General features: G+C 73.8%; 10 protein-coding genes. 3 read left to right on the top strand and 7 right to left on the bottom strand.

The window, feature by feature from the left end:
- Nucleotides 1-228 precede the first annotated feature (228 nt).
- The 3 genes from AB0447_RS18005 to AB0447_RS18015 are packed head-to-tail and all read right to left on the bottom strand — an operon-like array spanning nucleotide 229 to nucleotide 4,408.
- Nucleotides 229-1,362, bottom strand: a complete 1,134-nt coding sequence (locus tag AB0447_RS18005) for a glycine betaine/L-proline ABC transporter ATP-binding protein (RefSeq protein WP_366477646.1) — start codon at nucleotides 1,360-1,362, stop codon at nucleotides 229-231.
- The gene (locus AB0447_RS18010) at nucleotides 1,359-2,900 is read right to left on the bottom strand and encodes a GMC oxidoreductase (protein ID WP_366477647.1); all 1,542 of its coding nucleotides are present in this window, start codon (nucleotides 2,898-2,900) and stop codon (nucleotides 1,359-1,361) included. The genes AB0447_RS18005 and AB0447_RS18010 overlap by 4 nt, the downstream gene beginning before the upstream one ends.
- Before the next feature lie 14 nt (nucleotides 2,901-2,914).
- Entirely contained in the window at nucleotides 2,915-4,408 is a 1,494-nt protein-coding gene (locus AB0447_RS18015) for an aldehyde dehydrogenase family protein (RefSeq protein WP_366477648.1), read from the bottom strand.
- Nucleotides 4,409-4,704: 296 nt separating this feature from the next.
- Here AB0447_RS18015 and AB0447_RS18020 point away from each other — a divergent pair, with 296 nt between their 5' ends.
- Complete coding sequence (locus tag AB0447_RS18020) at nucleotides 4,705-5,778, top strand: polyprenyl synthetase family protein (protein WP_366477649.1); 1,074 nt, start codon at nucleotides 4,705-4,707, stop codon at nucleotides 5,776-5,778.
- Between the two features lie 148 nt (nucleotides 5,779-5,926).
- Nucleotides 5,927-6,793, top strand: a complete 867-nt coding sequence (locus AB0447_RS18025; RefSeq protein ID WP_366477650.1) for an NAD(P)H-binding protein — start codon at nucleotides 5,927-5,929, stop codon at nucleotides 6,791-6,793.
- 17 nt (nucleotides 6,794-6,810) lie between these two features.
- Here AB0447_RS18025 and AB0447_RS18030 read toward each other — a convergent pair whose 3' ends face one another.
- The 3 genes from AB0447_RS18030 to AB0447_RS18040 form a co-directional block, all read right to left on the bottom strand.
- Nucleotides 6,811-7,578, bottom strand: a complete 768-nt coding sequence (locus AB0447_RS18030) for an ATP-grasp domain-containing protein (RefSeq protein ID WP_366477651.1) — start codon at nucleotides 7,576-7,578, stop codon at nucleotides 6,811-6,813.
- A gap of 87 nt (nucleotides 7,579-7,665) precedes the next feature.
- Complete coding sequence (locus AB0447_RS18035; RefSeq protein ID WP_366477744.1) at nucleotides 7,666-9,312, bottom strand: serine/threonine-protein kinase; 1,647 nt, start codon at nucleotides 9,310-9,312, stop codon at nucleotides 7,666-7,668.
- A 164-nt stretch (nucleotides 9,313-9,476) separates the two neighbouring features.
- Nucleotides 9,477-10,784 (bottom strand): FAD-dependent monooxygenase, encoded by a 1,308-nt coding sequence (locus AB0447_RS18040; protein WP_366477652.1) that lies wholly within the window; start codon nucleotides 10,782-10,784, stop codon nucleotides 9,477-9,479.
- Between the two features lie 143 nt (nucleotides 10,785-10,927).
- Here AB0447_RS18040 and AB0447_RS18045 point away from each other — a divergent pair, with 143 nt between their 5' ends.
- Nucleotides 10,928-12,034, top strand: coding sequence for a DUF2330 domain-containing protein (locus AB0447_RS18045; RefSeq protein ID WP_366477653.1), 1,107 nt, complete (start codon nucleotides 10,928-10,930; stop codon nucleotides 12,032-12,034).
- A gap of 37 nt (nucleotides 12,035-12,071) precedes the next feature.
- Here AB0447_RS18045 and AB0447_RS18050 read toward each other — a convergent pair whose 3' ends face one another.
- The gene (locus AB0447_RS18050; RefSeq protein WP_366477654.1) at nucleotides 12,072-12,800 is read right to left on the bottom strand and encodes a DUF1524 domain-containing protein; all 729 of its coding nucleotides are present in this window, start codon (nucleotides 12,798-12,800) and stop codon (nucleotides 12,072-12,074) included.
- Between the last annotated feature and the right edge of the window lie 3 nt (nucleotides 12,801-12,803).

Raw genomic sequence — 12,803 nt, forward strand, 5'->3', positions numbered from 1 at the left:
CCCCGGGCGGCTCTGCCGTCCTCCGCCGGACGGCCGCCGGCCTCGGCCGCCCCGGCCGACCGGCCCGGGCGACGGGGCCCGGGCACCCCGGGCCGCGTCCCGCCGCCGCCGCGCGGCGCCGGGGGACGTACGGGTGAGGGAGCGGCGGTCATCCGCACCACCGCCCTCGGCCGGTCGCCGCGGCCGCGACCGCGGCGCCGGCGGGTCCGTGCTGACACGTCACGCCGTTCACGCGACCGCCTCCTCTGACGTACGGCGGGAGGGGACGCCGGCGACCACCGCCAGCAGCCCGGCGTCGTCGACGATGCCCAGGCAGCGGCCGCCGCCGTCCACGACCCGTGCCGGGCCGCCGTTCCGCGCCACCGCCTCGATCCCCTCGACGACGGTGGCCGACGGGGCCAGCGCCGGGCCCCGGTCGGCTTCCCCGGCCGCCGCCGGACGCATCGCGCTGCGGACCGTCATCACCTGCTCGCGCTGTACGTCCCGGACGAAGTCGCGTACGTAGGCGTCGGCGGGGGAGCCGACGATCTCCTCGGGCGTGCCCAGCTGCACGATCCTGCCGTCCCGCATCAGAGCGATCCGGTCGCCGAGGCGGAGCGCCTCCGTCAGGTCGTGGGTGATGAAGACCATGGTCCGGCCCTCCTCGTGGTGCAGCCGCTCCACCTCCTCCTGCATCTCCCGGCGGATCAGCGGGTCGAGGGCACTGAACGGCTCGTCGAACAACAGGACTTCGGGGTCGGCCGCCAGCGCGCGGGCCAGCCCGACCCGCTGCTGCTGACCGCCGGAGAGCTGCCCCGGACGGCGCTCCCCGAGGCCCTCCAGGCCCACCTTGTCGAGGAGTTCCCCGGCCTTGGCACGCCGCTCGGCGCGGCCCACGCCCTGGATCTCCAGACCGTAGGCAACGTTGTCGAGCACGGTGCGGTGCGGCAGCAGGCCGAAGTGCTGGAACACCATGGCGACCCGGCGGCGGCGCATCTCCCGCAGCCGGGCCGCGTCCATGGCGAGCACGTCCTCGCCGTCGATGGCGAGCCGGCCGGCGGTGGGTTCGATCAACCGGGTCAGGCAGCGCACCAGCGTGGACTTGCCGGAGCCGGACAGGCCCATGACCACGAACACCTCGCCCTGGCGGACTTCGAACCCGACGTCCCGCACGGCGGCCGTGCAGCCGGTGCGCTCGCGCAGTTCGGCAGCGGACAGGTCGGCGTCGGGGGAGCCGGGAACCTTGGCGGCGGCGGCCCGCGGACCGAAGACCTTCCAGAGGCCCTCCACGGCGAACACGGGGGGACGGTCCCCGGTGGTGGCGGTGGTGGTGGCGGTGTCGGTTTCGACGGCGGTGGTGGCGTCGGTGTTGCTGGCGTTCATCGCTTCTCACCTCGCAGCGGTTCGGCGCGGAGCAGTTCGGCGGCCTTCTCGCCGACCATCAGCACCCCGATCATCGGATTGACGGCGGGCATGGTCGGGAAGACCGAGGCATCGGCGATCCGGATGCCCTCCAGGCCCCGGATCCGCAGATCCGGCCCGACCACCGCTCCGGGGTCGTCGGCCGCACCCATCCGGCAGGTGCCGGCCGGGTGGTAGACGGTGTGGGCGACGGAACGGGCGTACGCGCTCAGCTCCTCGTCCCCGGTGATCTCCGGGCCCGGGCACACCTCGCGTCCCAGCCAGCCGGACAGCGGCGGCGTCGCCGCGATGGAGCGGGCGATCCGGATGCCGTCGACGAGGGTGCGGGCGTCGTAGTCCTCCGGGTCGGTGAAGTACCGGAAGTCCAGGGCCGGCTTCACTTCGGGGTCGGCGCTGGTCAGGTACAGCCGGCCGCGGCTGCGGGGCTTGGGGATGTTGGGGGTCATCGACACGCCGTGGGCGGGGCGTTCGTAGCCGATCCGCTGCGGGTTGTCGGTGAACGGCACCTGGTAGAAGTGGAACATCAGGTCCGGGCCCGCAGATCCGGGGTCCCGGCGCACGAACAGGCCGGCGTCGCTGTCCATCGCGGAGTTCTCCGGGATGGGCCCGTCCGTCTCCCAGACGATCACCGACTCGGGGTGGTCGAGGAGGTTCTCCCCGACGCCCGGCAGGTCGTGGACGGCCGGTATGCCCAGGTCGGTCAGCTGCTCCCGCGGCCCGATGCCGGAGTGCAGCAGCAGCCGCGGGGTGTCCACGGCACCCGCGCACACCACGACCTCGCGGCGCGCGGTCAGCAGCGACTCGGTGCCGTCCGCGGCCCGGACGTGCACGCCGCGGGCCCGGCCGCCCTCCAGCTCCAGTCGGCAGGCCCAGGTTTCCAGCAGCAGCGTCAGGTTCGGCCGCACGTCCATGACCGGGTGCAGATAGGCGACCGAGGCGGAGGACCGTTTGTTGGTCTCCGGGTGGTAGGCGAGGTCGAAGAACCCGACGCCCTCGTGGAACGGCTTGCGGTTGAAGCCCTCGACGACGGGCACACCGAGTGCGGTGTGGGCGGAGTCGACGAAGTCCCGGGCGATCGCGTTCCGGTCCTCCTCGGCCACCGGCACGATGTGGTTGAGCAGCTTGTCGAAGTACGGGTCCATGGCCGCCGAGTGCCAGCCTTCGGCCCCGGCCTCGGACCACTCGTCCCAGTCGGACGGCAGCGGCTTGAAGGAGATCAGGGTGTTGTGCGAGGAGCAGCCGCCCAGCACCCGGGCCCGGCTGTGCCGGATGTGCGAGTTGCCGCGCGGCTGCTCGGTGGTCGGGTAGTCGTAGTCGAGCTCGCCGCCGAGCAGGCCCATCCAGCGGCGCAGGGTCAGTACCTCGGGCCGGTCCACGTCGCTCGGGCCGCCCTCGATGACGGCGACGGTCACATCCGGGTCTTCCGTCAGCCGTGAGGCGATCACCGAACCGGCGGTGCCGCCGCCGACGATGACGTAGTCGTACGTGTGCGTGGTCATGACGGTGTTTCCCTTCAGCCCGCGAACCAGCGCACGGGGCGCGGGGCGAGGTTCTGGTAGACGTGCTTGCTCTCGCGGTACTCGGCGAGGCCGGTCGGGCCGAGCTCCCGCCCGACGCCGGACTTGCCGAAGCCGCCCCACTCCGCCTGCGGCAGGTACGGGTGGAAGTCGTTGATCCAGACGGTGCCGTGGCGGAGCCGGTCGGCGACGCGCCGGGCCCGGCCCTGGTCGGCCGTCCACACCGCGCCGGCGAGGCCGAACTCGGTGTCGTTGGCGAGGGCCACCGCCTCCTCCTCGGTGCGGAAGGTCTCCACGGTCAGGACCGGGCCGAAGACCTCCTCCCGGACCACCCGCATGGTGCGGACGCAGGCGTCGAGGACGGTCGGCCGGTAGAAGAACCCGGTGGGGCCCGTGTCGCGGGGGCGTTCGCCGCCGGCCCGCAGTACGGCGCCCTCGGCCAGGGCGGAGGCGACGTACGCCTCGGTGCGCTCCCGCTGGGCTGCGGAGACCAGCGGCCCGCACTCCACACCCGGGTCGGTGCCGCGGCCCAGGCGGATGCGGTCGGCGCGGCGCGCCAGCTCCGCGACGAACCGGTCCCGCACCGATTCCTCGACGATCAGCCGGGAGCCGGCCGAGCAGACCTGCCCGCTGTGCAGGAAGGCGGCGTTCAGGGCCTGGTCGACGGCGGTGTCGAAGCCCTCCGGCGTGGCACAGGCGTCGGCGAAGACGACGTTCGGGTTCTTGCCGCCCAGTTCCAGGGCGACCTTCTTGACCGTGTCGGCGGCGGCGTGCGCGACCTTCGTACCGCTGGCCAGCCCGCCGGTGAAGGACACCAGGTCCACCCCGGGATGCTCGGCGAGCCGGGCGCCCACCGGGTCACCGGCACCGGTCACGAGGTTGGCGACCCCGTCCGGGAGACCCGCCTCCTGCAGCAGTTCGACGAGCACCACCGTGGACAACGGGGTGATCTCACTCGGCTTGAGCACGAAGGTGTTGCCCGCTGCGAGCGCCGGCGCCACCTTCCAGCTGGCCTGAAGCAGCGGATAATTCCACGGCGTGATCAGGGCGCACACACCGACCGGCTCGTGCACGACGATGCTGTGCACGTCGGGGGAGCCGGCGTCCACGACCCGGCCGGCGCTCTCGGCGGCGGCGAGGCCGGCGTAGTAGCGGAAGGCCGCGGCGACGCAGTCGACGTCGATCCGGCCTTCCTCCAGCGTCTTGCCGGTGTCGCGGCTCTCCACCAGGGCGATGCGCTCCCGGTCCCGCTCGAGCAGGTCGGCCGTACGGCGCAGCAGCGCCACGCGCTCGGCGACGGGCGTACGCGGCCACGGCCCGCCGTCGAACGCGGACCGCGCGGCGGCGACTGCGGCATCCGCATCGGCGACGCCGCCCTCCGCGACCACGGCGAGGACCGTCGCATCGGCAGGATCGAGTACCTCCCGGCTCGTGCCCGCTGCCGCGGACCGCCAGGTCCCGGCGATGTGAAGGGTCTGTTGCTCTGACACGGCGGGCTGTACCTCCGGTGGTGCGCCCTCCGCAGCTGCTCCGCGGAAGGGGGATGCAGCCGCGACTGCCCCGCCCCTCCGGGCTCATGCGCAGAAGTCACAGGAAGTGACTGGCGTCACGCGGGCAGCGTGACTTCCGCCACATCGGCCGGGTCTGTCAGGCCCGTTCGCCGACGAGGCCGTGTGGCCGATGACTGCGGCCCGCCGACTGCCGCTCACCTCCTCCGTGGCATCCTCCCTTGACCGCTGCGCGCGTCCGTGAGCGTGTAACCCGTCCCGAGCAGGAGAAACCCGTGATGACCGAGCAGGTGCCGAATCGTGTCGCCGACTACGAGCGCCGCTTCAACGCGCTCTTCGAGGAGTACTTCGACACGTTGAGCACCACGCTCGATGTCCCGCCGCACAGCCGCTTCACCCCGGACTGCCTTCGGCTGCTGCGGGACCTGTCCTTGCGGGGCGGCAAGCGGATGCGCGTCGTCCTTCTCCACGAGGCGGCCCGACTGGTGACCGACGAGCCGGTCGAGGGGCTGGACGCCGCGGCGCTGAGCATCGAACTGCTCCAGACGCACGGCCTGGTGCACGACGACCTCATCGACGACAGCCCCACCCGCCGGGGCGGCCCCTCCACCTACTACGCCTACCGCAAGCAGTTCCCCGACCACCCGCAGGCCGCGCTCGGACTCACCGTCCTCGCCGGCGATCTGGCGCTGGCCCTGTCCCTGCGGGTGCTCCTGGACGCCGAACTGCCGCCCGCCGTGCGGCACGCCATGGTCGACGTGCAGACGCGGACGGCAGCCGACACCTTCGTGGGCCAGATCATCGACCTGGAGCGCGACTTCACCAGCACCGCGCCCGACGAGGACGTCCTGCACTGCGTGGCCGACTACAAGTCCGCCCGCTACTCCCTCCTCGCGCCCATGCAGCTCGGGCTCCTGGCGGCAGGCGAACAGCCGGCGCTCTTCGAGCAGGAACTGCGCCGCTATGCGCGGCTGGTGGGCATCTGCGGGCAGATGCGCGACGACTACCTGGACCTGTTCGGCGACGCCGACACCATGGGCAAACCGACCGGCACCGACATCCGCGACGGCAAGCACAGCTACACCGTCAGCGCCCTGCTGTCCGCCGTCGGCGGTACGGAGCGCGCCGTCGTGGAAGCCGCGCTCGGTGACCCGGCCTGCACCCCGGAGACGATTGCCGCCGTCCGGGAGATCGCCGAAAACCGGGGTGTGACGGCCAGGATGCAGGCGGACATGCGGCGCTTCGCCGAGCAGGCGTCCGTGGTGGCGGCCGGCTGGCGGCCGCGGTGGCGCGAGGAGGCGGTCACCTTCTTCGAGCACCTGCCGCGGTGGAGCGTCGAGCGAGCCGGGTGACGGCGTACGTACGAGCAGCGCGCCGCGTCGGGCTGTGACCGGCCCGGCGAGTGGGGGAGGCCGGCGCCCGCCTTCGGCCTTGACCTCAAGTCCGGTTGAGCTCCTATCGTCCCTCTTGTTGATCATCGGACCGACGAAGGGAGCCGTCGTGATTCTCGTGACGGGAGCCACCGGGAACATCGGCAGCGCGCTGGTGGAGGAGTTGAGCGGGCGCATCGGTGCCGGCGCGGTTCGGGCGCTGGCCCGGAACCCGGGCCGGGCCGGGTTTCCCGAAGGGGTCGAGGCAGTCGCCGGGGACCTCGCCGATCCGGCTTCGCTGCCGGCCGCCCTGCGGGGAGCGCGGGCGATGTTCCTGATCTCGCGCTTGGGGGCCGATGAGGAGATCGTGGGTGCCGCCCGGCAGGCGGGCGTGGAGCACGTGGTGCTGGTGTCGTCCCTCACCGCCGAGACCCACCCGCATCTCGGGCCGGCCCGCGAGAACCTCGCCGTGGAGCGGCTGGTCAAGGACAGCGGCATGGCGTGGACGATACTGCGGCCGACCCAGTTCGCCTCCAACGCCCGTTGGTGGGCCGGGGAGATCGGCGCGGGCCGGCCGGTCCGGGTGCCGTACCCGGACATCGGGCTGCCCGCGATCCACCCCGCGGACATCGCGTCGGTGGCCCGGGTGGCCCTGACCGAGCCGGGCCACCGGGGGCAGACGTACGCGCTGACCGGACCGGAGCGGGTGACGCCCCGGCAGCAACTGGAGGCCGTCGCCGCGGTGCTGGGCCGGGAGGTGCCGCTCGTCGGGATCGACCGTGCGGAGGCACACCGGGGCCTGGCCGCCTTCCTGGGGGACGAGGCGGCGGACGCGGTGCTCGACGTCACCGGCGGGGACGTCAACGAGGGGCTGCTGCGGGTCCGGGACACCGTCGCGCGGGTCACCGGCCGACCGGCCCGGACGTTCGGGCAGTGGGCCGAGGAGCACGCGGCCGCCTTCCGCCCGGCCAACGCCGCCACGGCCACCGCCCGCTGACACCGGTCCCCTCGGCCTCAGCCGTCGAGGCGGCCCCGGAGGAACGGCATGTCCCGGTCGCTCACGCGCGCATGCGGACCGGCGGCGCGCAGTACCACGTCGAGGACGCGGTCCGGCTCGGCGGCGTAGCAGTGCGCGAACCAGGGCATGTTGGCTTCGACGACCGCCCATGTGCCGCCGGTGAGCCGTCCGATGTCGACGCAGACCGCGCTCGGCAGGTCCTTCGCCGTGGCGTCCAGCACCTCCCGGGCGAATCCGTGGGCCCGTGCGTCGAGCGGCGCCGGGTCGGGGCGCCCGTGTACGGCATAGCGGCTGCCGGCGGCGACCTCGCCGTCGAGGACGAACAGCCGGTACTCGGTGGCGAACTCCACCACGCCGCTGACCAGTACGGGAGTGGAGCCGTCGAGCGTGGCCGGCAGCCGGTTTCCGTCCCCGTACACCGCGGCGGGAAGGACATCGATCTTCGCCGAGGGCGGTTTCACGAAGGTGCGCTCCGTCAGGGACCGGGCCTGTGCGAGGGTCGTCAGCCGGATGGCACGCCCGGTCAGGGCCTGCGGCACCGTGGTCAGCCAGTGGTCGGACGGTTCGAGGAGGCCGAGGCCGAGCCGCCCGGCCACCCGGTCGGCGGCGAGCGGGCCGCCGTACCAGTGCGTACGGCGGCCCTCCGCCTGCCCGGCGTGGGCCATGACCTCGTACCCGCGCCAAGCCGCCGCGTGCGCGAGCAGTTCTGCGGTGGAGGTGCGGGGCGGGTGCAGGAGAAGGGCGGGCCCGGTGCCGTGGTTCACGGCACCGAGCCTACGAAGCCGCCGCCCGGCCTCGCTCGGGATTTCGAACCACGTCCTGTGGCTGACGGGGACGGTCGGCCCGTGGGCTCAGCGGTCGCGGGTCAGGGCCGCGGGAGCGCCCGCCGACTGGGCTCCTTCCGACTCGAGCGTCAGCCGGTCGGGTTCCGCCATGGTCACCACGTAGACGTTGCTCCGAGGGCAGTCGAAAGTGGCCGCGCGGTCGGTGGGATGGCTGGTCACGGCCTCGAACACCGCGGTGTTCCCGCTGATCTGCCGCAGCTCGAGGGCTTCCGTACAGCCCAGGTTCCGCCCGGTGGAGACCTCCTCGAGGTCGCTGCTCTGGCTGCCGACGACCTCGCCCACCTTCCCGGCGCGCACCGTGAACGTGACGGCGAACTCCCGCGTCTTCGCCCGGGAGATGCCGTCCGCCTCCGGAGTCCCGGGCCCGAGGCCGGACCACGTACCGACCCACGACGCCGGCAGCGACGACGCGGAAGGCGACCCTCCGGACGGCGAAACGGTGGACGAGGTGGCGGGGGAACCGGAACCGGCCGCGTCACCGCCACCGCCCCCGTCGCCGTCTCCGGGAAGTCGGATCAGGAGCGTGACGACAGCGGCAAGGGCGGCGGCACCGGCCGCCGCGCCGATCACCTGCGGCCGACGGGACGCCCACCCACCCCGGGGCTCGGAGGCAGCGGGGGAGCGGAGCGGCGTGCCGGGAGCCGTGGAGGGCGGAGGCGCCGCCCCGGCGGAAACGGGCAGGGCCGGCGCCTGCGGGGGAGGAGCCGGCGGCGTGCCCATCCCCGCGGCGGGGAGAAGGGGCGGCTGCGATGCGGCCAGAAGGCGCCGGAGTTCCGCCTCCCGGCGGCCGACGTCCGCCACCAGGGCCGCAGGCACCGCCCCGCTCCAGCCCTCCTCCTCGGCGGCCCCGAGCCGCGCCCGCACCTCCTCGGCGGTGGGGCGCAGCTCCGGGTCTTTGACCAGGCACTCCTCCACCAGCGGAACAAGTGATTCCGGTAGCCCGTCGAGAAGGGGCTCGTCGTGGACGATCCGGTACAGGAGGGCCGGCAGGCTCAGCTCCTCGCCGTGTGCCAGGAAGGGGCTGCGGCCGGTGGCCGCGTACACCAGGACCGTGGCAAGGGAAAACACGTCCGCCGGCTCCGCGGCCACGGCGCCGGTCGCCTGTTCCGGCGCCAGGTAGCCGGGCGTGCCGATCACCGCGCCCGTCTGCGTGCTGCGCGGGTCGCGGACGGCGCGGGCGATCCCGAAATCGATGAGGAAGGGCCGTTCCGGGCCCAGCAGCACGTTGCCGGGCTTGATGTCGCGGTGGACCACCCCCGCCGTGCGTACGCTGACGAGTGCGGCCGACAGCTCCCGGGCCAGGCTCCGTACGGCCGGTTCCGTCAGCGGTCCGTACCGGCGCACCCAGTCACCCAGCGAGGGCGCGGCGATGTACTCCGTCGCCAGCCACTGCGGCGAAGCACCCGGCGGGCTGAAGTCCACCACCGAAACCGTCCACGGGGAGCGCACGCGGTCGTTGGTGCGTATCTCCCGGGCGAACCGTTCGGCGAAACCCGGCTCCAGGCTCAGGTCCCGGTGCACGGTCTTCAGGGCCAGCGCCCGGCCGGATGCCGTCCGTGCGAGGAACACCTCGCCCATTCCTCCCGCGCCGAGCCGCGCCAGCAGGCGGTACCCCCCGATCTCCGGCGGATCACCAGGCTGCAGAGACTCCACCAACTCCACCGGTCCTCAAGGCCGTTGCCGACCCGTACGGTACGGGCCATCCGGTGAGTCACCTTAGAGGACGAGCCCCAGTACCGCTGCGCACGGACCCCGGCCCGGGCACCTCGACCCGGGGCCCCGCACCCGCGTCCCTGCCCCGACGGCTTCGACCTGCGCTACGGAGCCATGGCCCGCCCCCCGATGCCCGGGGCGCCGGCGAGTTGCCCCTGCCACCACGCCTCCATCCCGCGGCCGTCCATGTCCGCCCAGACCGGAGTCTGCTCGACCTGGGCCCGGCCGAGCCGGCGGGCCAGCGCGACCAGCTCCCGCCCGGCGGGGCCGCGGGCGTCCTCGTAGCCGAGCACCAGCTCCTCGAAGGAGTCGCAGCGCCGCCAGCCGTCGGCGAGGGCGGTGGCGTCCTGGAGGGCCTTGGCGGCCCCGCTCGTGTTGTGCGGTCGTACGACGCTGGCCGCGTCCCCCGCGAGCAGCAGCCGGCCCGCGGCCGTACGCGGGCTCTCCAGGTCGTAGATGGGCTGGACGAAGGTGTCCGCGGGGTCCGTCAGGGCGAGTGCCCGCCCCCAGTACGCCGGGAACTCGCGATCCAGCAGGGCGCGGAGGTGCCCGGCCAGTTCGGGGGTCAGGCCACCCGGCGGGAAGCTCGTGGGGTCATCGAAGCGCAGCCCTCCGTCCCGCGGCGGCGGGGCGTACAGCACCCAGTTCACCCGGGGCCCGTCCGGCCCGGGGATCCGGTAGATGACGCACGTGCCGCCGGAGAAGCAGACGGTGGTCACCGCGTCGGGCACCGGGTCCACACCGCCGCCGAGCTCCGCCAGCCGCGCCGCGTCGAAGTTCCCGCGCCAGCACACGTATCCGGCGTAGTGGGGCCGGGACTCCGGGCAGACGGCCTCGCGCACCACCGACCGGTACCCGTCCGCGCCGATCACCAGGTCGTACCGCTCGACGGAGCCGCCCGCGAGCCGCACCTCGGCACCGGCGGGCCGCACCACGGCGCCCGCGAGCCGCACCTCGGCGCCGGCAGCCCGCACCTCGGCGTCCGCATGCCGCACCCCGGCGCCCGCGGACCCGGTCGCGATCGCCGCGACGCCCGTCACCGCCTCCCCCTGCCGGTAGACCACCGAGTCCGGGACCGACTCCCGCAACCCGCGCCACAGCAGGCCCCAGTGGTAGGAGTGGAACGGGAACGTCTGCTCCCAGATCACCCGCCCGCCCTCCGCGGCGGCGTCCCGGACCACCCAGCGGCGCCGCTCCAGCCGGTGCGCCGCGATCCCCTCGGGCAGCGCCCCGCTCGCCCTGAGCTCGCCGGCCCGCTCGTCGTGGATGCACAGGCCCACACCCCGGTCCTCAAGCCGCCCCCGCGTGCGCTCCAGCACGACGACCTCGCCGGCCCCCGCCCGCGCCGCCGCCGTGGCGAAGGCACAGCCGGCGATGCTCCCGCCGACCACCGCGACCGTTCCGCCCCGCATAACCGCCTCCTGACGCAGCGGCTGCCCGCTGCCAGTGACTCACCGTCCCCGCCGGGTAACGCTACTGAACGCGGCGGAGGGCGGAGGGCGATCCCGCCGGACCCGGCAGGAACCACACGACGACCAGGTGCGTCGCATACCGCGTGCACAAGAGGAAAAGCAGATTCCTGACCCTGGCCGCCGTGTTGCTGGCCCTTCAGGCCGTCACCCTGATCGCCCCGGCGTACGCGTGCGGCTGCGGGGCCATGGTCACCGACCGCTCCTCGCGGATGGGCGTGGAGAAAGAGCTGTCGGTCGTCCGCTGGGACGGCCGCACCGAGCAGATCGTCATGCGCTTCACCGTCAACGGCGATGCGCCCCGGGCCGCCTGGATCATGCCGGTGCCCACACGGGCCACCGTCGAACTGGGCGACCCCGACCTGTTCGGCGACCTGGCCCGGCGGACCCTGCCGGAGCGGAAGACCCGCCACTACTTCTGGCCCAGGGAAGGGGACTGGCCCTTCTCCACCGGTACCGGCGACGGCGCAGCTGCCGCCCCGATGCCCGGCAGCGGCGCGCCGGTCGGCGTCGTCGGACGCGAGCAGCTGGGCGACTTCGACGTCGCCCGGCTGACCGCCACCGACCCGGACGCCCTGCGGAACTGGCTCACCGCCAACGGCTTCGAGCTGCCGCCCGGCCTCGCCGCGGAACTGCGCCCGTACGTGGAACAGCAGTGGGAGTACGTCGCGGTACGCCTCGCCCCGCGTGAACCGGGCCGGATGCTGCGCGGCACCCTCGACCCGCTGCGGATACGCTTCGCCAGCGACCGCCTGGTGTACCCGATGCGCCTGTCCCGGCTGGCCCGTACCCCGCAGGCACTCGGCCTGTACGTGCTGGCCGACCACCGCATGGAACCCCGCGACGCGATCGGCGGCGGGACCCCGGAGGTCACCTTCGCGGGACGCGTCGAACCGGAGCCCAGCGACCCGCTGGCCGCCCTGACCGACGGCCGCCCGGCCTACCTCACCGCCGTCGAGCAGGACTTCCCCCGGCCGGCCGCCATCACCGGCGACCACGAACTCGTACGCACCCCCGCGGACACCCCCTTCCGCCGCACCACCTACACCGACGCGCTCCTCACCGTCGGCCCCGGTGTCCCGGCCTGGCTGCTCACGGTGGCCTCCGTCCTCGTGGCCGCCACCGCGGCGGCCGTCACCCTGCGCCGCCGGAAGACCTCCCGCCGGGCGGCCGGCCAAGGACGGCCCGCCTGAACCTTCCACCGCCACGCAGCAGTGCCTGAGCCGGTCGTCAGGGGCAGGTGTCCAGCATCGTGGTCAGCACGGTCTTCTCCGCCTCGGTGGCCGTCAGCCCGTAGTACGCCTTCACCGTGGTCCAGGCCCGCCCGAACGTGCACCACGACGCCTTGTCCGGCGGCTGCCACGCATCGGGGGACCGGTCGCCCTTGGCCCGGTGGGAGTCGGCGGAGACCGTCAGCAGCTGCGGCCGGGCGAGGTCGTTCGCGAATTCCTTCCGCTTGGCCTCGTCCCAGGTGTTCGCACCGGAGCGCCAGGCGGCCGCGAGGGAAACGACGTGGTCGATGCCCAGCTTGGCGGGGTCGCTGATCACCTGCCCGTCGTACAGGCTCTTCCACGTCCCGGACACCGCCCGGCAGTCGGCGTCCCGCTTCACACCGCGCCCGTCCCGTTTGAGGACGAACTCGGGGACGTCGCACTGCTGGTCCTGCCCCAGCCAGTGCGCATGGCGCGACCTGCCGAAGCCGGTCATCGGCCCTTCCGGAGCCACCTTCAGCCCGGCCAACTGCGTGCGCGCCTCCGAGACGTCGACCATGCCGGGCAGCACCTCCCCGGCCGCCGGCTGCCAGGCCTCCTCACCCGCCCCCGTGCCCGGCATCGGTTTCGGCCGCGGTGCGCCGGCGGCCGACTTGCCGTCCGCACGGTCTGCGGACTCCGTGCAGCCGGACACGGCCAGCACCGCGGCCACGAACACACAACCGAGCAGGCGCGTCTGACGCCTCATGAG

The sequence above is a fragment of the Streptomyces sp. NPDC051211 genome (genome assembly GCF_040689505.1).
Lineage (GTDB): Bacteria > Actinomycetota > Actinomycetes > Streptomycetales > Streptomycetaceae > Streptomyces.